Annotated in this window: 22 protein-coding genes, 1 other RNA gene and 1 riboswitch; of the genes, 14 read left to right on the plus strand and 9 right to left on the minus strand. The window is 66.4% G+C overall.

The genetic code is table 11. The features are described 5' to 3' along the window. The first annotated feature begins 43 nt into the window (after nt 1-43). From AB4Y79_RS15700 to AB4Y79_RS15710, 3 genes are all read left to right on the plus strand, one after another. Nucleotides 44-871: a DUF4097 family beta strand repeat-containing protein gene (locus tag AB4Y79_RS15700; RefSeq protein WP_441863604.1), complete on the plus strand. Its 828-nt coding sequence runs from the start codon at nt 44-46 to the stop codon at nt 869-871. After that, a complete protein-coding gene (locus AB4Y79_RS15705; RefSeq protein ID WP_441863607.1) occupies nt 871-1,332 on the plus strand; it encodes a PadR family transcriptional regulator in 462 nt (153 codons plus the stop codon). Before AB4Y79_RS15700 ends, AB4Y79_RS15705 begins: the two co-directional genes overlap by 1 nt. Nucleotides 1,333-1,450: 118 nt before the next feature. Beyond that, the gene (locus AB4Y79_RS15710) at nt 1,451-1,525 is read left to right on the plus strand and encodes a 50S ribosomal protein bL37 (RefSeq protein ID WP_369299106.1); all 75 of its coding nucleotides are present in this window, start codon (nt 1,451-1,453) and stop codon (nt 1,523-1,525) included. Nucleotides 1,526-1,644: 119 nt separating this feature from the next. Here the strand turns inward: AB4Y79_RS15710 and rsrA are convergent, their stop codons facing one another. Continuing rightward, the gene (gene rsrA / locus AB4Y79_RS15715; protein ID WP_441863610.1) at nt 1,645-1,905 is read right to left on the minus strand and encodes a mycothiol system anti-sigma-R factor; all 261 of its coding nucleotides are present in this window, start codon (nt 1,903-1,905) and stop codon (nt 1,645-1,647) included. Continuing rightward, complete coding sequence (locus AB4Y79_RS15720; RefSeq protein ID WP_441863613.1) at nt 1,902-2,675, minus strand: sigma-70 family RNA polymerase sigma factor; 774 nt, start codon at nt 2,673-2,675, stop codon at nt 1,902-1,904. Before AB4Y79_RS15720 ends, rsrA begins: the two co-directional genes overlap by 4 nt. A 276-nt stretch (nt 2,676-2,951) precedes the next feature. Here AB4Y79_RS15720 and AB4Y79_RS15725 point away from each other — a divergent pair, with 276 nt between their 5' ends. The 8 genes from AB4Y79_RS15725 to AB4Y79_RS15760 all read left to right on the plus strand — a co-directional run bounded on the left by AB4Y79_RS15725 (nt 2,952) and on the right by AB4Y79_RS15760 (nt 10,612). Next, nucleotides 2,952-3,500 carry a DoxX family protein gene (locus AB4Y79_RS15725; RefSeq protein WP_441863616.1) on the plus strand — a complete coding sequence of 183 codons (549 nt, stop codon included), beginning with the start codon at nt 2,952-2,954 and terminating at the stop codon, nt 3,498-3,500. 6 nt (nt 3,501-3,506) lie between these two features. Beyond that, nucleotides 3,507-4,895 (plus strand): 3-phosphoshikimate 1-carboxyvinyltransferase, encoded by a 1,389-nt coding sequence (aroA, locus tag AB4Y79_RS15730; RefSeq protein WP_441863619.1) that lies wholly within the window; start codon nt 3,507-3,509, stop codon nt 4,893-4,895. Beyond that, a complete protein-coding gene (gene rsgA / locus AB4Y79_RS15735; RefSeq protein ID WP_308930538.1) occupies nt 4,879-5,994 on the plus strand; it encodes a ribosome small subunit-dependent GTPase A in 1,116 nt (371 codons plus the stop codon). Before aroA ends, rsgA begins: the two co-directional genes overlap by 17 nt. A 44-nt stretch (nt 5,995-6,038) precedes the next feature. After that, nucleotides 6,039-6,863 carry a histidinol-phosphatase gene (gene hisN, locus AB4Y79_RS15740; protein ID WP_308930537.1) on the plus strand — a complete coding sequence of 275 codons (825 nt, stop codon included), beginning with the start codon at nt 6,039-6,041 and terminating at the stop codon, nt 6,861-6,863. Nucleotides 6,864-7,004: 141 nt separating this feature from the next. Further along, nucleotides 7,005-7,118, plus strand: a riboswitch (SAM riboswitch). A gap of 37 nt (nt 7,119-7,155) precedes the next feature. After that, entirely contained in the window at nt 7,156-8,574 is a 1,419-nt protein-coding gene (locus AB4Y79_RS15745; RefSeq protein ID WP_441863623.1) for an aminotransferase class V-fold PLP-dependent enzyme, read from the plus strand. 97 nt (nt 8,575-8,671) lie between these two features. After that, the gene (locus tag AB4Y79_RS15750) at nt 8,672-9,430 is read left to right on the plus strand and encodes a class I SAM-dependent methyltransferase (RefSeq protein WP_441863626.1); all 759 of its coding nucleotides are present in this window, start codon (nt 8,672-8,674) and stop codon (nt 9,428-9,430) included. A 19-nt stretch (nt 9,431-9,449) separates the two neighbouring features. Beyond that, nucleotides 9,450-10,154 (plus strand): metal-dependent transcriptional regulator, encoded by a 705-nt coding sequence (locus AB4Y79_RS15755; protein WP_441863628.1) that lies wholly within the window; start codon nt 9,450-9,452, stop codon nt 10,152-10,154. Between the two features lie 80 nt (nt 10,155-10,234). Continuing rightward, a complete protein-coding gene (locus AB4Y79_RS15760) occupies nt 10,235-10,612 on the plus strand; it encodes a hypothetical protein (RefSeq protein WP_441863631.1) in 378 nt (125 codons plus the stop codon). Nucleotides 10,613-10,653: 41 nt separating this feature from the next. Here AB4Y79_RS15760 and AB4Y79_RS15765 read toward each other — a convergent pair whose 3' ends face one another. After that, entirely contained in the window at nt 10,654-11,637 is a 984-nt protein-coding gene (locus tag AB4Y79_RS15765) for a S1C family serine protease (protein WP_441863634.1), read from the minus strand. 215 nt (nt 11,638-11,852) lie between these two features. Between AB4Y79_RS15765 and AB4Y79_RS15770 the strand changes: the two genes are divergently transcribed. The 3 genes from AB4Y79_RS15770 to AB4Y79_RS15780 all read left to right on the plus strand — a co-directional run bounded on the left by AB4Y79_RS15770 (nt 11,853) and on the right by AB4Y79_RS15780 (nt 13,900). Continuing rightward, entirely contained in the window at nt 11,853-12,317 is a 465-nt protein-coding gene (locus tag AB4Y79_RS15770; RefSeq protein ID WP_441863636.1) for a pyridoxamine 5'-phosphate oxidase family protein, read from the plus strand. Between the two features lie 79 nt (nt 12,318-12,396). Next, a complete protein-coding gene (locus AB4Y79_RS15775; RefSeq protein ID WP_441863639.1) occupies nt 12,397-12,867 on the plus strand; it encodes a pyridoxamine 5'-phosphate oxidase family protein in 471 nt (156 codons plus the stop codon). 16 nt (nt 12,868-12,883) lie between these two features. After that, complete coding sequence (locus AB4Y79_RS15780; RefSeq protein ID WP_441863641.1) at nt 12,884-13,900, plus strand: zinc-dependent alcohol dehydrogenase family protein; 1,017 nt, start codon at nt 12,884-12,886, stop codon at nt 13,898-13,900. A gap of 37 nt (nt 13,901-13,937) precedes the next feature. Here the strand turns inward: AB4Y79_RS15780 and AB4Y79_RS15785 are convergent, their stop codons facing one another. The 6 genes from AB4Y79_RS15785 to AB4Y79_RS15810 all read right to left on the minus strand — a co-directional run bounded on the left by AB4Y79_RS15785 (nt 13,938) and on the right by AB4Y79_RS15810 (nt 21,266). After that, complete coding sequence (locus tag AB4Y79_RS15785) at nt 13,938-14,963, minus strand: ATP-dependent 6-phosphofructokinase (RefSeq protein WP_441863643.1); 1,026 nt, start codon at nt 14,961-14,963, stop codon at nt 13,938-13,940. Then, nucleotides 14,960-18,145: an HAD-IA family hydrolase gene (locus AB4Y79_RS15790; RefSeq protein ID WP_441863646.1), complete on the minus strand. Its 3,186-nt coding sequence runs from the start codon at nt 18,143-18,145 to the stop codon at nt 14,960-14,962. Before AB4Y79_RS15790 ends, AB4Y79_RS15785 begins: the two co-directional genes overlap by 4 nt. Nucleotides 18,146-18,213: 68 nt before the next feature. Then, entirely contained in the window at nt 18,214-18,678 is a 465-nt protein-coding gene (locus tag AB4Y79_RS15795; RefSeq protein ID WP_441863648.1) for a pyridoxamine 5'-phosphate oxidase family protein, read from the minus strand. 158 nt (nt 18,679-18,836) lie between these two features. Further along, nucleotides 18,837-19,205: a transfer-messenger RNA gene (ssrA, locus tag AB4Y79_RS15800) on the minus strand. A gap of 73 nt (nt 19,206-19,278) precedes the next feature. Further along, nucleotides 19,279-19,752, minus strand: coding sequence for an SsrA-binding protein SmpB (gene smpB, locus AB4Y79_RS15805; RefSeq protein WP_050054575.1), 474 nt, complete (start codon nt 19,750-19,752; stop codon nt 19,279-19,281). A gap of 83 nt (nt 19,753-19,835) precedes the next feature. Continuing rightward, complete coding sequence (locus tag AB4Y79_RS15810; RefSeq protein ID WP_441863651.1) at nt 19,836-21,266, minus strand: peptidoglycan DD-metalloendopeptidase family protein; 1,431 nt, start codon at nt 21,264-21,266, stop codon at nt 19,836-19,838. Nucleotides 21,267-21,268: the final 2 nt, after the last annotated feature.

Consider the following 21,268-nt stretch of genomic DNA (forward strand, 5'->3'; position numbering starts at 1 on the left):
CTAGGTTGATGGCCAACGCGATATATCGTCTCTGGAGGGGACCATGGCTGACGGAAGCTGGAGTGTGCAAGGACCGCAAACCATCGAGACCGGGGATGCCACCGTCCTCAAGCTGGGCATGGTGCGCGGCAAGTTCACCGTAGTCCAGCACGACGAGCCTGTGGTCCGGGTGGAGATCTCGGAGGTACACGGCGATCCCGTGGCCGTCTCGGCCAACGGTGGCCGGGTGGAAGTCCGGCACCAGCTGAACGGTCCGCAGGGCTGGTTCAAGAATCTGATGGAAACCGTCAACCACAGCAGCGACAACTCGGCAGTGATCAGCATTTCCGTTCCCCGCGGCGTGGAGGTGGAGGTTGGCACCGTCAGCGGTGAGGGACTGGTCTCCGGCGTCGCCGCCCATATCCGCCTCAATACTGTGTCGGGCTCCGTCGTGGCGGACGGCACCTCCGGCGGGCTGCAGGTCAACACTGTCAGCGGCACGGCCGCCGTCCGGAACCACCGCGGCGTCCTCACGGTGAAAACCGTCTCCGGGGCGGTCACCGCGTCCGGACACTTCACCAACGTGCGTTCGAACACCGTCAGCGGCCACCTCAGTTTCGAACTGTTTGGTTTCACTCACGATTTCGGTTCCAACTCCGTCTCCGGGGACCTCACCATCCGGCTGCCCCACGACGTGGGTGTTGACATCGTGGCCAAGTCGGCCGGCGGAGCGGTGGTCCTTGACGGCCAGCAGTGCTTCCTGGCCAACGGAAAAGTGGAGACGATTGCCGGGCCGGACGGGCAGCTGATGCTGGTCAGGACCAATTCGGTGTCCGGAAGGACGTCGATCGTCCACGCTCCCGCATCCGACGGCGGGGAAGCGACAGGCTGATGCCTCCCGTCTTCGCACACGGTGCGTTGCGCTTGTACCTGCTTTCCCTCCTCGAAGGCGGCCCCAAGCACGGGTACGAGCTCATCAAAGCGCTCAAGGACCGGTTCGGAGGCGCCTACTCACCCAGTGCCGGAACGATCTACCCCAGGCTGGGAAAACTTGAGGCGGACGGCCTGGTGGCCACTGAACCATCCGGACGACGCACGACGTACCGCATCACGGCAGCGGGCCTTGCCGAGCTGAACCACCGCCGCGTGGACCTCGCAGCAGTGGAAAAGGGCATCGCCGCTTCCATGCAGCGGCTTGCCCTGGAGCTGATGCTGCAGCAGTTCCGTGATGGCATCCGCGCTGATCTGCAAGGGCAGGCCCCGCGCCGGCCGCTCAACCCGGTGGCACTGGAAAATGTCCGGACCGTCCTGGAACAAGCCCGCGTGGCGATCAGCAACACGCTCCAGCACTAGGACCGTCGCCCTGGGCGCACCGCCGCAGGTCATCCGCCGGTTCCGGTTCGCGGGCCGCCGCATCATGTGGGAGACTGGAGGGCAGCTCTTTTGAGTACCAACAGTAAGGAGGCCAGCTATGAGCAAGCGTGCACGCAAACGTCGTGACCGTAAGCGTGGCGGCGCGAACCACGGGAAGCGCCCCAACACCTAGGCAAATGCCAGGGACTACGGTTCAAGCAAAGGACCCCGCAAGCCATTCGGCTTCCGGGGTCCTTCGCTGTCTGCGGACGTTGCCCGCGGGCGCGGCGCGGTCCTGGGCCTCCCGCGTTCCTAGGCCTCCACGGGGCGGATGGCGTGGATCCGGTCCAGGATGGCGTTCTTCAGGTTGTCCGGAGCGGACTCCGTGCACGAGCGCTTGACCATGTTGCGGATAACGCACTCAAGGTCATACTGCTGCGCGCACTCGGGGCAGTCGTCAAGGTGGTTCTTGATTTCGGTAAGGTCCTCGCGGGTCAGCGCCCCGTCAAGGTACTCGTAGATGCGTTGCATCCGGGCGTCGTCGCAATCGCCCAATCCCTGGCAGTCGCTCATTTCCTGTTCTCCTGTGATTTGCTTCCTGCCGCATCCGATGCATCTGCGGCTGTTTTGAATCCTCGCTCGGCGGCGTATTCCGCGAGCATGTCCCGCAACATTCTCCGGCCGCGGTGGAGCCGGGACATCACGGTGCCGATGGGCGTATTCATGATGTCTGAGATTTCCTTGTAGGCGTAGCCCTCCACGTCGGCGAAGTACACCGCCAATCGGAATTCCTCCGGAATGTCCTGGAGCGCCCGCTTGACGTCCGAATCCGGGAGGTGGTCCAACGCCTCTGCCTCGGCCGATCGAAGTCCGCTTGAGGTATGTGACTCCGCACGCGCGAGCTGCCAATCCTCGATCGTGTCCGAGTTGGACTGAAGCGGCTCGCGCTGCCTCTTGCGGTAGAGGTTGATGTAGGTGTTGGTCAGGATCCGGTACAGCCACGCTTTGAGGTTCGTGCCCGGCTTGTACTGGTGGAACGCCGAAAACGCCTTGGTGTAGGCCTCCTGGACCAGGTCCTCGGCATCTGAGGGGTTCCGTGCCATGCGCATCGCAGCCGAGTACAGCTGGTCGACGTACTGCATAGCGTCCCGTTCGAAGCGCTGGCGGCGTTCTTCGACGCTCTCCGCGGCGACGTCAAGGGCGGCGTCTTCGGTGTCCGCCCCAGCGGCAGTGGTACGCACCTCCGGCTCCGTTGCGGATGCGGGCGGCGCCCCTGCCGAGCCATTCGCTGCGCCAGGTGTTGCCTCATACATGGCCGCGATGGCCGGATCCAGGGTGCTCATTGCCTTCAAGTCTACTGTCAGGCTGCCCGCCCGGGGCGTGCCGTACTCCAGCGGCTCGGCAGCCAGCGCTTCCGCTGCCACCGGACCCGCCGGCCTCGTCCCGTCCAACACCTTCGCCAAGGGCCAACTCCGCTCTGTATCGGGTGAATGATCGTTTGGCCGCGTGTCAGCGACCCGTCAGCCATAACCCCTTCCCGCAGGCAAATATTCCCCAAAAGTGCAAGACTAGGACCGACTCCGCCGCGTTCCGCGGTCCGTCCAGCCAGGAGGAAATCCATGTCCTTTGTCCGCACGCTCGCACGGCCCATGCTCGCTTCCAGTTTTGTCATTGCCGGGCTGGATAAGCTCAGGAACTCCGACGATACTGCGCAGCAGCTCTCACCCTTATTGCGCAAGGCCGCGGCATCGCTTCCCTTCCAGGCCAGCGAGAAGACCCTTGCCCGTGTGATCGGCGGAACCCAGGTGGGCGCCGGCGTCCTGTTTGGCCTCGGAAAGTTTTCCAGGCTCTCCGCATCCCTGCTGATGGTGGTTTCCCTGCTGAACACATTCGTTGAATGGCGCAGCGCGGACATCAGCAGCAAGGAAGGGCGCGAGAACCGCCGGAACCAGCTGCTCAAGAACCTGTCCCTCAGCGGCGGTGCATTGCTCGCATCGGTGGACACCGCAGGCAAGCCGGGCCTGGCCTGGCGCGCCGAGCACCTGGCCGCAGGCGCCCGCCGGAACGCATCGCACCTGGCCGCAGACGCGCGCAAGACCACGAACAAGAAGCTGCACAAAGCAGACAAGGCCGTACGCCGCGCCGTCGATCACGCCACGGGAGCATAAGCACGAATGACCGCAGCAACTGCCGCCCGGGACGCTTCCGCAACACCCGTCCAGCACTGGGACGCACCTTTCGCATCCCGGCCCATCAATGCCACCGTGACGGTGCCCGGCTCAAAATCCCTGACCAACAGGTACCTGGTACTGGCAGCGTTGGCGGATGGACCGTCCCGCCTGCGGGCGCCCTTGCACTCCAGGGATTCCGCGCTGATGATCGATGCACTCCGGCAGCTTGGCGCCACCATCACGGAGGTCCCCGGCGACGGAACCTTCGGCCCTGACCTCGAAGTGGTTCCACTGCCTGCGTCCGCGCCGGCAACCCTAACCAGGATCGACTGCGGGCTGGCAGGCACGGTCATGCGGTTCGTCCCGCCGCTCGCTGCGCTCCGCAACGGCGCCAGCGTGTTCGACGGCGACCCGCACGCCCGCAAGCGTCCCATGGGGACCATCATCGAGGCCCTCAGGGCCCTGGGCGTCGCTGTCTCAGCCGAAGACGGCACCGCCCCGTCCTCCCTCCCCTTCGTCGTGGAGGGCACGGGCTCAGTCCGCGGCGGACACCTGGTGATCGACGCCAGCGCCTCGTCCCAGTTTGTCTCCGCGCTCCTGCTCGTGGGGGCAAGGTTCGACGACGGCCTGCACCTTGAGCACGTCGGCAAGCCGGTTCCCAGCCTGGACCACATCAACATGACGGTCGCGGTCCTGCGCGGCGCAGGCGTTTCCGTGGACGACTCCGTGCCCAACCACTGGGTGGTGGCTCCCGGACCCATCCGCGCCTTCGACCAGCGGATCGAACAGGACCTGTCCAATGCGGGGCCCTTCCTTGCGGCTGCCCTGGCCTCGCGGGGAACAGTCCGGATCCCCAACTGGCCGGAGGAAACCCAACAGGTGGGCGACCTGTGGCGCAGCATCCTTACCAGCATGGGCGCCACCGTGACGCTGGCCGGCGGCGTCCTGACCGTCACCGGCGGCCCGGAGATCAAGGGCGGCGACTTCGCGGACACGAGCGAGCTCGCCCCGACTGTCGCTGCGCTGTGCGCCTTGGCTGCGGGACCCTCCCGGCTCACCGGGATCGCGCACCTGCGCGGACACGAAACAGACAGGCTCGCCGCGCTGGTGGCGGAGATCAACCGGCTTGGCGGTGACGCCGAGGAAACCCCCGACGGACTGCGCATCCGCCCCGCCCGGCTGCACGCCGGCGTCGTGCACAGCTACGCGGACCACCGCATGGCCACGGCCGGTGCAATCCTGGGCCTGGCGGTGCAGGGCGTCCAAGTGGAGGACATTGCCACTACCGCCAAGACCATGCCCGATTTTCCGCAGCTTTGGGCAGGCATGCTCGCCCAGGAAGGCACGTCCGCAGCCGGACCGGAAGGGCGCGGCAGTGGCGCGGAGCACTGATTCCTGGGACGAATCGGACGTCCGGATCCGCCCCAGCAAGAAAGGCTCAAGGCCGCGCACCAAAGACCGTCCCAGCCACGACGACGCCGTGACCGGCCGGATCATCACCGTGGACCGTGGCCGGTACACCGCGGTGGTGGGCGAGGACTCGGAGAATGAGCGCGTGGTCATCGCTGCACGGGCCCGCGAGCTTCGCCGCAATCCTGTCGTGGCAGGCGACTTCGTCTCCCTGGTGGGCGACGTCTCCGGAGCCCCGGACACGCTGGCACGACTGGTGAAGATCCAGGACCGCCGCACCCTCCTTCGCCGCAGCGCCGACGATACCGATCCCATAGAGCGGGCCGTCGTCGCGAACGCCGACCAACTGGTGATCGTGGTGGCAGCAGCCAACCCCGAGCCACGCACCGGGTTCATCGACCGCGCCCTGGTGGCCGCCTACGACGCCGGGATCGAGCCGATCCTGCTGGTGACCAAGGCCGACGTCAAGGACCCAGCGGAGCTGCTCTCCAACTACACGCACCTGGACTTCCCGGTGATCATCAGCAAGACCGCGGACGCGCAGGCTTCGGGGATCGACGCCAGGTCCGACGACGGCCTTTCGGCCCGGCTGGACAGCGCCGCGGTGGCAGCCCTTCGCGCCCACCTCGACGGCACGGTCACTGTCATGCTCGGGCACTCCGGCGTCGGCAAGTCCACCATGGTCAACGCGCTGACGGGTGCGGAGCGGGCCACCGGCGGGGTGAACGCGGTCACCGGGCGCGGCCGGCACACGTCGTCGTCGGCGCTGGCGCTGCGGCTGGCGGACGCGCCGCCCGGCAGCTGGATCATTGACACCCCGGGTATCCGTTCCTTTGGCCTGGCACACGTGGATCCGGACAGGATCCTGCGCTCATTCCCGGACCTCTCCCCCGGCATCGAAAACTGCGAGCGCGGCTGCAAACACACGGCAACGGCGGTTAACTGCGGGCTGGATGATTGGGTGAACGGCGGGCACGCCGGCCCCACGGGACCGGCCCGGCTGGCGTCCCTAAGGAGGCTGCTCGGCGCGGACCCGAGGATGGAAGCACAGGAAACCAAGGAGCTCGGCAGCGTCAACTGACGCGTTCTCCCGGCAGAAACGCCCGCAGACGGTAGTTTGGAACCATGATCCAACCCGCTTCGAGTTACAACGATGACCTGCGCCTGGCCCATGTCCTGGCCGACTCCGTGGATGACCAGACAATGAGCCGCTTCAAGGCCCTGGACCTCCACGTCGAGACCAAGCCGGACCTGACGCCGGTCACCGACGCCGACAAGGCGGCCGAGGAGGCCATCCGCGGCCAGCTCTCCCGCTCCCGGCCCCGCGATGCAGTCCTGGGCGAGGAATTCGGCAGCACCGGCCACGGCTCGCGGCGCTGGATCATTGATCCCATCGACGGGACCAAGAACTTCGTCCGCGGCGTCCCGGTGTGGGCCACGCTGATCGCCCTGGTGGACGAGGGCGAGCCCGTGGTGGGCGTCGTCAGCGCACCGGCACTGGGCAAGCGCTGGTGGGCGGCCAAAGGCATGGGCGCCTACATGGGCAGGTCCCTGGCCGCCGCCACCCGGCTCCGGGTCTCCAACGTCTCCAACCTGTCCGACGCCTCCCTCTCCTACTCCAGCCTGGGCGGCTGGAAGGAACGCGGAAACCTTGACGAGTTCCTGGGCCTGACGGAGGACGTCTGGCGGACCCGGGCGTACGGGGACTTCTGGTCCTACTGCATGGTGGCCGAAGGCTCGGTGGACATCGCCTGCGAACCCGAACTGAACTTGTACGACATGGCTGCCCTGGTGCCGATCGTGGTGGAGGCCGGCGGCCGCTTCACCTCCCTCGAAGGCGAGGACGGCCCGTTCGGCGGCAATGCCCTGGCCACGAACTCGATCCTGCACTCAGAGGTGCTGCACCGACTGAACCCGGAACTCGACGACCTCCTGCAGCAGGCTCCCTGACCGCGGAAGAATCGAATAATACGACGCCGGACGCCTCCTTTTGGGGGCGTCCGCGGCCGTTTCTTCGGCAGGACGTAACAAAGGCCTTAACAATTGCCGCGGCTTTAGTCCTGGCCACCCCATGTTCTACGCTTTTATCCAGGTCACGAGTGCCAGCGCAAAACCCCGGTTTGCTGGCCGGCAACCCTCCATTCGCGGTGGGGTGCCCCGGGTGACGACCAGGCCGGTCCGGAGCGGATACGGCAAGCGCGGATTCCAGCATGCCGGAGTCCTGTATCCAAGTGAGGTCTCTGTGACAACTGCCACCGTCTCCCCCCAGTCCGCCATCGACAACTTAGCCGCGCCGGATCCGCGCCAGGCCATCGCCGGCCGGCCCCTCGCCGCGGTGACCGGCGCCGAGATCCAGGCGCCCCTGATTTCCGGCGGCCACGTCCGCTACGCAAACCTCGACTACGGCGCATCCGCCCCGGCACTGTCCGTGGTGTCCGCATACCTGAACGAGATCCTTCCCTACTACGCGAGTGTCCACCGCGGCGCAGGGTATGCATCCCAGATCAGCACCTCGGTGTATGAAAACGCCCGCAGCATTGTCCGCGACTTCGTGGGCGGCCGCCCCGACGATTCGGTCATCTTCACCCGCAACACCACCGATTCGCTGAACCTGCTGGCCGGCTGCCTGCCGTTGGCCGGCGGCCACCCCGCCGGAGATGTCCTGTACCTGGACATCGAACACCACGCCAACCTCCTGCCGTGGCAGGGCGTCCCGCACCGCAGCATCGTCGCCGCCGACACCATCAGCGGAACGCTGGAGGCCGTCCGCGCTGAACTGGAGCAGGGCGGGGTCAGCCTGCTGGCCGTCACCGGCGCCGCCAACGTCACCGGCGAGATCCTCCCCATCCGGGCATTGGCCGCACTGGCGCACCAGCACGGCGCACGGATTGTGGTGGACGCCGCCCAGCTCGCCCCGCACCGGCGGGTGGACATCAGCACGGACGACGTCGATTACCTTGCGTTCTCCGGCCATAAGCTTTACGCACCGTTCGGCGCAGGCGTCCTGGTGGGACGTCCGGACTGGCTGGACGCCGGTGTCCCCCACCTTGCCGGCGGCGGCGCCGTCAAGGAAGCAAGGCTCGACGGCGTCAGCTGGGCCACCGGCCCGGCCCGCCACGAGGGCGGCTCACCCAACGTGCTTGGCGCAGCCACCCTGGCGCGCGCCACCCAGGTGATCGCCGAACTGGACCAGGCCCGGTGGCATGCCCACGAATCGGCCATCCGTTCGTTCCTGGTGGAGGGCCTGCAGGGCATCGACGGCGTGACGGTCCACCAGATCTTCAAGGACACCAATCCGGAAACGGACACCATCGGTGTGGTCAATTTCTCGGTTGCGGGTTACGACGCCGGGCTGGTGGCCGCTTACCTTGCGGCGGAGCACGGCGTGGGCCTGCGTGACGGACGCTTCTGCGCCCACCCGCTGCTGAAGCGCCTGGGCCTGCCGAACGGATCCCTTCGGGCGAGCTTCGGCCTCGGATCCCGGCTGGAGGATGCCGAACGCCTCCTGGCCGGCATCCGCGCGCTGCGCGGCAACGGACTGGGCTGGGACTACGTGGTGGACGCAGGCCGCTGGGTGCCCGCCAACGATTCCCGCACCTACCCGCACTGGGCACCCAATACACCGGGCACGGCCGGCGCCGCCCCCTGCATCGACGACTAAGCCAAAGCCTTCCGTTCCTGGTCCGTGTGCACGGCCCCTGGCCGGGCGTGCGGTAAATTCGAGGGACATCAACAGGCGGAATCGAAGGAGTCCACGCGTGATTCGGGGTGGCCCCAAGCTTGATCGTGGTCGCCGGCGGGAACTTGGCCAGAGTTTCCAGGATGGCGGGAGGCACTACCAGCGCGTCAGGCCTGGATACCCCGCGGACTCAGCCCGATGGCTGGTTCCTGCCCACGCCCGGGATGCCCTCGACGTCGGCGCCGGTACCGGAAAGTTCACTGCCTTGCTGCTGGACCTGGGCCTGGAGGTAACCGCCGTCGACCCCTCCACGGACATGCTCACCCAACTGGCGGCGCACTGCCCTGCTGCAACGGCTGTGAGCGGGACCGCGGAGGCGACGGGCCTGCCCGCCGCCCGCTTCGACGTCGTCACCGTGGCCCAGGCCTGGCACTGGTGCGACCCGTTGGCCGCGAGCACCGAACTTGCCCGCGTCCTGCGTCCGCACGGAACACTCGGCCTCATCTGGAACCAACTGGATACCTCGGTGCCGTGGGTGCACAGGCTATCCAGGATCATGCACGCCGGCGATGTCTACCGCCCGGGTCACAGGCCGGTGGTGGGACCCGAATTCGCCGGGCTCGAAGGCCAGGTAACCCACTGGCAGGACCGGGTAACCACCACAGACCTAATGGAACTCACCAAGTCGCGAAGCTACTACCTCCGGGCCGGCGAGGCGACCCGCGCCAAGGTCCTGGCGAACCTGGACTGGTACCTGCACGAACATCTGGCCTACGGTCAGGACCAGGAACTCGAGCTTCCCTACCTCACCCTGGCGTGGCGCGCCGTGAAGGCATGAAGCCGGTAGGCTTGGACGCGTGAAGACCAGCCCGACATCCTCCTCCATCGAGGACTACGTCAAGGTCATCTATTCATTCACTGAATGGCAGGACAAGCCCATCACGTCCTCCCAACTGGCCCAGCGGCTCGGAGTGGCCAATTCTTCGGTTTCCGAGATGGTCCGCAAGCTCAAGGACCAGGGCCTGGTGGACCACAAACCGTACAGCGCGGTGACCCTGACCGATTCCGGCCTGCGGCTTGCCCTGGCAATGGTGCGGCGCCACCGGCTGATCGAAACCTACCTTGTGCAGCGCCTTGGCTACAGCTGGGACGAAGTGCACGATGAGGCTGAACAACTGGAACACGCGGTATCGGACACGTTCATAGAGCGCGTCGCTGCCAAGCTCGGCGACCCCAGCCGGGATCCGCACGGCGATCCCATTCCCACGGCGGACGGCCAGGTGCTGATGCCGCGCGCCCATCTCCTCGCGGAACTGGACGAGGGCCATACCGGCAGGATCACCCGGATCAGTGACGACAACCCTGAGCTGCTGCGGTACCTCGCCTCACAGGACATCGAGCTTGATGCCGGCGTGGAAGTGCTGGGACGGCGGCCCTTCGGCGGCGCCCTGGTGGTGCGGATCGGCGACTCGCGCGAGTACGACCTCGCCGATGAAATCGCGTCGGCGCTGTGGGTTTCCAGCGATGCCCCGCACCCCGGCTGCATCCTGGGCCTGCCCTGACCTGCGGCGTTGCCGGGATGGCCGGCTGACACGCTTTTGCCATGGGCCCGATTTGGCCGGCTCCCGTATGGTGGACTGTGATGATCAGCAGACGTGACGCCGCAATAGCACTGGACGTACCCCTTGAAATGGCACAGCGCCATGGCCTGCCAAAGTGGATGCCCGAGGCCGAGCTCCGCGGCATCCTGGACAATCCTCCGCCGTGGCTGGTGCAGTCACGTGCCAACCGGACAGGCAAGCGGCCGGTGTGGGTCCATCTGGAGTGCGCCGTCTGCGGCTACGAGGAGGCGGCACGGCCCAAGAAGTGGTGGCCGGACTTCACCTATGTGGTGTGCGAGCACCATTCGCCGGAAGAAATACCGCCGGTCCAACCGGGCTGGGTCCGGGGCGAGTACGACGGCGTGGGGACGCGTTTCACAGGCATCGCGGACGTCGAGGCGCCGGCCCGCGGAGTGTAGGGCTGCCGGACAGGCTTCCGGAAGGGACGCGCCTCCGGATCCTACGGGACTCCGTTGCCCGTCATTTCCTCCGGAACGGCGGTGAGGTGCACTTCGGCACCGTCACGCAGCACGGCGACGTCGAGCGGTTGGCCGATGGCGTCAACGAAGAGGAGCCGCTGCAGGCTCTCGGCGTTGCTGACAGGACGGCCTCCCGCCGTCAACAGGATGTCCCCGGCCGCCAGCCCTGCCTTGTCCGCCGGAGAAGCGGGCAGCACCTCCACGACGCGGAGCCCCTCGCGCAGCCCGGTGCGGATGACGGCACTGGGAGTGAGCTGGATAGGCGTGCTCACCAAACCCAGGTAGGCACGGCGCACCCTTCCGTCCGCCAGCAGCGCCGCGATGATCCGGCGGGTGGTGGCGTTGATCGGGATGGCCAGCCCCAGCCCTGCTCCCGCCACTGCCGTATTAATGCCAACGATTCTGGAGTGAGTGTCTGCCAGCGCTCCACCCGAATTGCCGGGGTTCAAGGCTGCATCCGTTTGGATGACGTCTTCGATGACGCGCCTGTTGCCCCCGGACCAGACCGGAATGGCCCTGCCCAGGCCGCTGACCACACCGGCGGTCACTGAGCCGGCCAGCCCCAGCGGGTTTCCGACCGCCACCACCAGTTGTCCCACCCGGAGGGATTCGGCCGCACCGAACTGAGCGGGTGGGACCTTGGGCCGCGAACCGTGGACCACTGCGAGGTCGGACAACGGGTCCGCGCCCACGAGTTCCAACTCCATCCTGCTGCCGTCGCCGAAGACGGCAAAACCCCGGTGCGTTCCGGCCACCACATGGGAATTCGTGAGCAGGTAGCCGTCTTCGGTGAAGAGCACCGCGGAGCCGGCCCCCACCCGGGGCCGCCCGTTGCGGCGCTGCGCAGTCATTTCGATAGCCGCCACGTGGGGCGTAACGGCGGCCGCCACGCGCATGACCGTCTGCGAGTACGAGTCCAGGATGTCGTCGTCCTCCGGTGGCATGAATTCCCGCGCCTGCTCCATGGCGCACCTCCAACCCTCGTGCCGGTTCACCCGGTGCAGTCCCATGGCCGTTGCCGGCGGTGATACCTTCCCATCGGGATCCTTACGGAAGACAACGACGGACTGGCCGATTCAAGTCCCGGCGCTGCTACGCCGTCGGTGAACACTCCCCGGCGCCGCCCGGCATTCCCTTTCCACCGGTGCGCTGGCGCTGCCCAGGCTCTAGGATCGGTACCATGACTGGTTCCCCCGCAGGGTCTCCCACGGAAATATTGGATGCTGATGAGTGCTGGCAGTATCTGAGGTCTTCCTATATTGGCCGGCTGGCGGTCATCAATGGCGACATTCCAGAGATCTTTCCGGTGAATTTCTCCGTGGCCGGCGAAACGCTGTTCTTTCGGACGGCTCCGGGAACCAAGCTTCGTGCGTTGCTCAGCGGCGCGGTGGCGGCGCTGGAGGTCGACGGGCTCAACCCCTACGCCACAGAGGTGTGGAGCGTGGTTGCCAAGGGCAAGCCTGAACCGTTCGATGAAACCCGCATGACCCTGCCAGCAGACGGTGCCGGCAGGGAACCGTGGGAGGCAGGGATCAAGGACCACCTGATCGCCATCTCCCCCACCGAACTCACGGGCCGCCGGTTCGCGGTCACGTCGCCGACCCGGTGGTGGCCGCCCGTGGATTTCTCCGCCGATTGGCTGTAGCCGCAGCACATCCCCCGTTCTTCCAGGCCGGGCCTTTGTGCCCTTTCCGGACGCGGGCGACTTCCCTACGCTGTGCCCTATGACAGAGAACACAAACATACCCGCAGCAGAAGTCCTCGCTGAGGAAGAGTGCTGGGCGCTTCTTTCCCAAACCGGTGTGGGGCGCCTTGCCGTCATCGCGGATGGCCATCCTGACGTCTTTCCCGTCAATTACAAGGTGGACGGCCGGACGCTTGTCTTCCGCACTGGCACCGGCACCAAGCAGCAGGCCATCGAGTCTGACGCCGTCGTGGCCCTGGAAGCAGACGCGGTCAGTTCCCAGTTCGGCCTTGCATGGAGCGTCGTGGCCAAGGGCAAAGCCGCAGAGGAAACGCCCACGGGAACGGACCTCGACGACATCCGACGGGCGCTGTTTCCCTGGCAGGGAGTGGGCCAGGAATACTTCATCCGCATCACGCCCGTGTCCATCACGGGCAGGCGTTTCACCGTGACAGCACCGCTGCTGTGGCAGACACCGCTGGACGACGCTACCCGCGCCGGCTTCGAGTAGCCGCGGCGAACGCAAAGTGCGTGCATGGTGGGTAGGCACCCCGGGCCCCATAGCCACGCATCCTTTGGTACAGGGCCATCGTGACTCGCCGACGCCGGGGCCGCACGAGCTCCTGGTGGAGGTCAGTGTCTGCGGTGTTTGCCGTACCGACCTCCATCTCGCTGAAGGAGACCTGGCACCCCACCATCCGCGCGTGGTCCCCGGGCACGAGGCGGTCGGCGTCGTCATGGAAACTGGCGCCGACTGCTCACGGTTCCATGCAGGCGACAGGGTAGGCGTCGCCTGGCTTGGCGGTGTTTGCGGCCGCTGCGATTACTGCCGCCGCGGCGATGAAAACCTGTGCTCATCACCTGTGTTTACCGGGTGGGACACGGACGGTGGCTTTGCCGAACGGCTCGCAGTCGCCGAGGACTTTGCCTACCCCATCCCGCCTGCCTTTTCCGATGAACAGGCCGCGCCGTTGCTGTGCTCCGGCATCATCGGGTACCGCGCGCTGAAGCGCGCTGCGTTGCCAATTGGTGGCCGCCTTGGCATCTATGGCTTTGGCAGCTCCGCCCACATCACCGCGCAACTGGCCATCAGGCAGGGCGCCTCCGTGTTCGTTATGACCAGGTCCGAGCAAGCCCGTTCACTCGCGCTGGAGCTGGGCGCCGAGTACGCAGGCGACGCCTATGACCGGCCGCCCGTCCCGTTGGATTCAGCCATCCTCTTTGCGCCGGTGGGCGATCTTGTCCCGGTGGCGCTGGCGGCCCTCGACCGCGGCGGGACACTTGCCGTTGCCGGGATCCACTTGAGCGAAATTCCGGCCCTGAATTACAACAGGGAGCTTTTCTACGAACGCCAGCTCCGCAGCGTCACGGCCAATACCCGGGCGGACGGGCGGGAGTTCCTGGCACTGGCAGCCCGGCTGTCGCTGGCCCTGACCACGACTGCCTACCCGTTCGAGGCCGCCGACAAGGCACTGGAAGACCTGGCTGCGGACAGGATCACCGGGTCTGCCGTCCTGCGCGTCCGCCCGGAGCCACCTAAGTAGGCCCGCCGGTGGCGGCACGTTGGAGCCACCGGCTGCATCACCCGAACAGGACCGCGGCCTCCCGGTAGCGGGCCTCCGGGACCCGCTTAAGTTCCCCGAGGGCCTCATCCAGGCCGACGTTCACGACGTCCGTCCCGCGGAGCGAAACCATGGTGCCCCATCGTCCGGCAGTTGCCGATCTGACGGCGGCCAGGCCCAGCCTGGTGGCAAGCACGCGGTCAAAACCCGTGGGCTCGCCGCCGCGTTGGATATGGCCCAGCACGGTGGCGCGGGTTTCGATTCCGGTCCGTTCCTGCAACTGTTCTTCCAGCAGCAGCCCGATTCCGCCCAGGCGCGGCCGGCCGAAGGTATCAAGTCCCCGGGGTGCATACGGTGCCTGGTTTCCCTCCGGCGCGAAAGCCTCGGCCACCACCACCAGCGGAGCCCTGCCGCGGTCGCGTGCCGAGAGAACCCAGGCGGAGATCTGCTCGATGGAGACGGGATGTTCCGGTATCAGGATGGCATGCGCACCGGAAGCCATTCCGGAATGCAGTGCTATCCAGCCCGCGTTCCGGCCCATGACCTCGGCGATCATGCACCGGTGGTGCGATTCGCCCGTCGTCCGCAACCGGTCAATGGCCTCGGTGGCCGTCTGGACGGCGGTGTCGAAGCCAAAGGTGTAATCCGTGGCGCCCAGGTCGTTGTCGATGGTTTTTGGGACACCCAGTACGTTGAGGCCCTGTCCGCACAATTCCCGGGCGGCCGCCAGGGTGCCTTCTCCCCCAATGGCGATGAGGCCTTCCAGCTGGTTGCGCTGGAAACCGGCACGCACTGCGTCGATGCCGCCCCCGGCGAGCGGGTTGGTCCGCGATGTCCCCAGGATGGTCCCGCCCAGGCGCGAGATCCCGCGGACAGCGGTTCTGGGCAGCGGGACGAAATCATCCTCCAGCACACCCCGCCACCCGTCGCGGAAACCCACGAATTCGTAACCGTGGGCGACGTCGCCGCCCAGCACCGCACCACGGATGACTGCGTTCGTCCCGGGGCAGTCACCACCGCTCGTCAAGATCCCCAACCGCTTCATGATGCCGCCGCCCTCGGGGCTTTCACAGGCAACGGGAAATGACGGGTGTGGCCGGCAGGCAGGACCACGTCGGTGCCATCCACATGCACCGTGATAGGGCCGGCGTCCCCGGGGGCGGAGGCGATGCTCATCTGCCCGTCCTTGAGGTGGACCCGCAGCCGATGTCCCCGGTAGAGGACCTCGAAGGCAACGGCGCGGAGCCGTGTTGGCAGGTTGGGGGCGAACAGGATGCTGTCCCCGCTGAAGCGCAACCCGGCAAAGCTGCGTTGAACCACGTCGATGGTTCCTGCCATGGCGCCCAAATGGATACCAGCGCGCGTGGTGCCGTGCTGGGTGTCGTCGAGGTCGGCGTCGAGCGCTTCCCGGAAACTGTCCCAGGCACGGTCGGCGTCCACCCCGGCCAGGACGGATGCGTGGGCCACCCGGCTCAACGTGGAGCCGTGCGCCGTCCTGGACAGGTAGTACTCAATGGTCCGGTTGAGTTGCTCCCTTGTGAAACCGTAGTCCAGGCGCTGGAGGATATTGAGAAGGCCTTCGTGGCCCAGGAGATAGGGAAGCATCAGGACGTCGGCCTGCTTTGCCAGCTTGTAGCCGTTCGTTCGGTCCCCTTCGGCTTCGAGGATCAGGTCCAGCCGCTCTATGTCGCCGTACGTGTCGCGGTAGTGCTCCCAGTCCAGTTCCCTGAGTTGTTCATATCCCTCGAACTGGCTGATGACGCCGTCGCCGTGGAACGGGACGTACATCGCGGCGCCCATGGCTTCCCAGCCGGCTGACTCCTCTTCGGAGACGTCGAGTGATTCCATCAGCACGGCACGCTCGCTGCCTTGCAGGAACCGAAGGATTTCCGCCGCCTGCAAGCACACCCACGCCGCCATCACGTTGGTATAGGCGTTGTCGTCCAGGCCCGGTTCGGCCCGGCCGGGATAGCCCGTGTGGTATTCATCCGGGCCCACAACACCACGCAGGTGATACCTGCCATCCAGTGGGTCGTAGTCCGCCAGGGACCGGAAGAAACGGGCCACTTCGATCACCAGCTCCGCTCCCTTTTGGAGGAGCCAGATCCTGTCGCCGGTGGCCTGGAAGTACTGCCAGGTGTTGAAAGCCACCGCGAGGCCTGCGTGGACCTGGAGATGGGAGTAGTCCCTGACCCACCTGCCTGACCTGTCGTTGTACAACCACTTTGGCGTCTCCTCGGTCCCGTCACTGCCGCTCTGCCACGGAAACTTCGCCCCCGCCAGCCCTTCCGCGGCTGCGGCGTGCCGGGCGGCGGGCAGCCGCCGCCATCTGTACTCGATCACGGAGCGGGCCACCACGGGAGTCCTTGACGTGAGCACCGGCAGGACGAACAGCTCGTCCCAGAAGACGTGTCCGCGATATCCTTCGCCGTGCAGCCCACGCGCGGTGACGCCGGCGTCCAGTTCGGCCGTGTGATGCGTCAGTGTCTGCAGGAGATGGAAGATGTGCAGGTTGAGGACCAGGCGTACCTGGACCGGGGCGTCGATCTCCACGAGGAACGGGCGGAGTTCCCGCCGCCAGGCTTCCTCGTGGGACGCCAGGAGTTGCGGGAAGGGATCGGCGGCGCGTTCCAGCACTGCGCGGGCACCGGTTTCCGGGGAGGAAATGGCCCGGTCACGGGACGTCACCACCGCTACCGTCTTGGTCAGCCTTACAGGGGTACCCGACGTGAGGGAGAGCCGGAAAGTCCGGTAGTGGTAGGGCCCGCTGCCGCCGTCCTCAACCACGTCCGCGTCCACGGACATGCGCATACGGTACGCGGCAGCGATGCGGATATGGCTTTGGATGGTCTCCACTTCGACGACGGAGGGCGCATCCGGGGGCAGCACGACGGCGGTGCCCCGCGGTTGTGTCCGGTCTGCCAGGTGGATATCAGAGCCTTGGGCGCGTTCGGGCAGGTTTGCGTTGCGGACGCCTGCGTTGACGCCGCTGCGCACCTCCACGGCGCCGCTCCACCCCAGGGCGGTGATGGTGGTCTCGAGGGCCACCAGGTGGGGTTCTGCCATGGATACGAAGCGGATCTGGACCACCTCCATGCGACGGCGGTCCGCGCCTTCGAGCAGCAGGCGCCGTTCCAGCACGGCCCGCCTGAGGTCCAGGACCCGGCGCTCACGCACCACCGTCAGGCCGCCGTCCGACCACCACTGCAGCCCGTCGATCCGGAGGTCCAGCGGAAGGCAGTCGGGCGCGTTGACCATGTGCTCTTCGAGCAGCGTCTCGTCGGCAGCCTTGACAGTGACCCGGTTGTATACGCCGGCCAGGTACATGCCCGCGTAACTGAAAGGGCCACCTTCGGGTGCCGCCCCCCGGACGCCCATGTAGCCGTTACCCAGGGTGGTGAGGGCTTCACGGTGTCCCTCGTGCCCGGCGTCGGCTCCTTCATAAACGAGATGCCAGGCGTTGCCGATGACCAGTCCCAGGTCCAGCTCACCCACATCATTCAGGACGGTACTGGCGCCGGCGGCGTCCAATTCGCGGCGGCTGACGCTGCGGTCGATTCCGACCACCAAGCCGAAGCCGCCCCTGCGGCCGGCTTCCACCCCCGCCGCCGAATCCTCGATCACCACGGCGTGTGGCGGTGCGACGCCCAGCCTGGCGGCGGCGGCGAGGAAGACGTCCGGTGCCGGTTTTCCCCGCAGACCGAGCCCTGCCGCCGTCGTACCATCCATGACCACCGTGAACTGGTCCTGGATGCCTGCGGCTTCCAGGACCAGTGCGGCGTTGCGGCTTGAGGTGACCACAGCAGTGGGGACGGCCGCACCGGCCAGCCGCTTCAGCAACTGCAGCGTTCCCGGGTAGCTTTGCACCCCGTCCTGGCGCAGGCGCTGGAGGAACAGTTCGTTTTTCCAGGCACCCAGGCCAAAGCCCGTCCAGGCTCCCGGTTCATCGGTCCCCGCTCCCCTGCCGATCTCCACCCCCCTCGCGGCAAGGAACCGGACCACTCCTTCCTCCCGCGGCATGCCATCGATGAAGGTGAGGTACTCTGCCCGGGTAAGCGGAGCGCGGTTGGCGCCGGCGGGCATCCGGGGGTCCTGGAAGATACGGTCGAACGCATCTTTCCATGCAGCCTGGTGGAGCAGCGCCGTGTTGGTGACCACCCCATCCAGGTCGAAGATGACGGCGTCGAATGGGGGCTTGGCGGCAGCGGCGGTTGGCGACCCGATCATAGGTCAGTGGTACCAGCACGCACGGTATTCCGGACAGGGCCGTTGGGCCCGCCCGCGGTTTCGGCGGCCTATGCGGTGTCCTGCCGGGTGCCGTGCCCCATGTGGTTCCACCAGGTCAGCGGCGACGTGATGGTGAAGCGCCTGCCGGTCACCGAGGTGGGCACGATCCGGACGAAGTGGTCCTTCCCGCCCGCCTGCCAGGGAAACAGGGTGAGGCCCGCTCCGGCGAGGAGTTCATCTGAGGGTTCCAGGATGACGGCTTTTCCCTTGACCAGGACGCTCCAGGCTTTGGCTTCGTCGTGGCCGTCGGCTTCAAGCGCGACGGCGAGTGGCCCACCGGCGGCGCGCAGCTTGGTACCTTCGCCCGTGCGGAAGACGAGCGACTGCTGGTCCACCTTGTAGTTGACCGGAAAGACCTCCGGGTAGCCATTGACGAACACGGCAAGGTGGCCAACCGAGACACCGCGGAGGAGGTCCCAGCAACTGCCTGCGTCCAGGAGTTCAGTGGGCGTCTGCGGCGGATCGTTGTGCATACAGTCGAAGGTACCGGCGTGCCTGGGTATGCCGGTAGAGCATTTAGGCCCGGGCGCCCCGCCCTGGTGGCGGGAGGGCAACGAAAAACGCCCCGGTCCTGGGACCGGGGCGTTGCAGAAAAGGCCGGGACATCCGTGGATGTCCCGGCCTTTTCCGTGGGTGGAGATGGGGGGAATTGAACCCCCGTCCGATGTCGTGTTGTCAGGGCTTCTCCGGGCGCAGTTTGCGTCGGATTTTCTCGGCCCCAGCCATGCTGCAAACAGCTGGCTGATCCGGGCCCAGTCACCTAAAAGTCCCGTTTACTCCGGTGACGGGAGTAAACAGCAGTGGCTATCTAAATGACGCCAGGATCCGGGGCGATAGCAGCCTCGGGCTGACGGACTGTCTTACTGCTTAGGCAGCAAGAGCGAAGTCAGTGCGCTTAGAATTGGCACTTATTGGTTTGCAGACAGCGTTTACGAGATAATTCTGCATCCTCGGCCCGCTTCACCTGTCGCGACTAACATCGTCGAAACCGATCATCCCCGTATTTTGTTACCAAACCGGCTGGCAAGCCTGCCGGACTACCAATACTAACGCATGCCCTGCGGAAATAATTCCTAACGGCGCCGGTTGCGTTCGCGCATCTCGCGTTGGGCTTCGCGGTTGTCCTGCTGCTCCCGCAGCGTCTGCCGCTTGTCGTATTCGCGCTTGCCGCGGGCCACTCCGATTTCGACCTTTGCGCGCCCGTCCACGAAGTACAACTGCAGCGGAACAATGGTGTACCCCGATTCCCGCACCTTGTGGGAAATCTTGATGAGCTCCTCGCGGTGCAGCAGCAACTTGCGCCGGCGGCGGGCAGCGTGGTTGGTCCAGCTTCCCTGGTTGTACTCGGGAATGTGGATGGCTTCCATCCACAGTTCGTCGTTGTAGAATGTGCAGAATCCGTCCACCATGGAGGCGTGGCCCTCCCGGAGGGACTTGACTTCTGTGCCCATCAGGGCGATGCCGGCCTCGTAGGTGTCCAGCACGTGGTAGTCATGCCGGGCCTTGCGATTGGTGGCCACCACCTTACGGCCACTTTCTTTAGGCACGGGGAAACTCCTCAGGTTCAGGTTTGGCTGCTCCGCGCCCGCGGCACGGAGCTATACCAGTCTACGGCAGGGCATGGACGCCCTTAGAGCAGCCCCATGGGGTCAACGGCGCGGCCGTTAAGCCAGGTTTCAAAGTGGGCGTGGCAGCCGGTGGAGTTGCCGGTGCTGCCGGAATAGGCGATCAGCTGTCCTTGCGCGACCCGTTGTCCATTCGAAACCACGATGCTGGAGTTGTGGTAGTAGATGGTGGTCAGGGTGTTGCCCTGCACCACGCCGTGGTCGATCTTGACGCGCCAGCCGCCGCCGTCGGCGGAGTTCCAGCCTGAGCTGAAGACTTCCCCGGCAGCCGCAGCGTAAACGGGGGTACCGCAGGCGGCGCCGAAGTCGATGCCGGTGTGCATATATCCGCCGGTCCCGTAAAAGTCGATGGTGCCCGGCGGGGTGGTGCGGTAGCCAAAGCCTGAGGTGATGGGGATGCTGCCGTCGAAGGGATGGCGGAGGCCAAAGGCCGACGGCGATCCTGCTGCGGGCGGAACGTACGGCTGGGCGGGCGGGGCAGGCCGGTTCGCTGCCGCCGCTGCGGCGGCAGCGGCGGCTGCGGCAGCCTCGGCTTGCCTGCGTTGTTCCGCTTCCCATGCCTCGCGGGCCTTCCGGTCGCGTTCAGCGATTTCGTTGGCCACCTGGTTCTGGTTGGCCTGGACGCCCGCGAGCTGGGCCTGGATGCCAGGTTTGGCCGCCTGCAGCTCCGCATCGAGGCGGGAGGTGTCGGCGATCAGCTGGTCAACCTGGGCTTTCTTGGCCGCGGCTTCGTCACGGGCGGCCTTCTCGCGTTCCAAGGCGGCGTCGGCCTTGGCCTTGAGGTCCTTGATCTCCGCTTCCACAGCCTGCAGCCGGGCCTCGGAATTGACGTTGGTGGCGTTCTGCTGGCTGAGCTTGTCCATGGCCGCATTCTGGCTGCGCATGGCCTGGTCGGCGAGGTCCATGGTGTCGGTCAGGCTGCCGCCGCCGTTGGACCCGAAGAAGAGCGAGAGGTTGGAGGGGACGCCACCGGACTTGTAGGCCTGGGTGGCGATCTGGCCGATCAGCTTCTTGGTGTCGGCGATCTTCTGCTTGTCAGTTTCGAGCTGCTGGGTGATCTTGGCCTTGTTCTGCTGTGCCATGTCAACCCGGGCAGCCAGGGCTTCCGATTCTTTCACCGCGCTGGCCACGCGGCCTTGCGCGTCAAGGAGGGCCTGCTGCGCGCCTGGCAGCTGGCCCTGGTAGATCACCAGGTCGCCGGCGGCCTTGGCGATCCTGGAATCGACGAACTCAAGGGAGGCCTGGACACGGGCAGCTTCGGCCTCGAGCGCGGCCTTGCGGTCTTCAAGGTCGTCCGCGAAGGCCACGGGAGTCGCCACGGCCATCCCGGCGGAAAGGATGACGGCCAGTACACCGCTGACGATCCCCATGCGGCGGGCAGCCGCCCGCCCCCGGCGGAACCCACGGCGTGGAGAGGTTTGATCGGTTACGTTCATGA

The organism is Pseudarthrobacter sp. YAF2, assembly GCF_052113345.1.
Classification (GTDB): Bacteria; Actinomycetota; Actinomycetes; order Actinomycetales; family Micrococcaceae; genus Arthrobacter.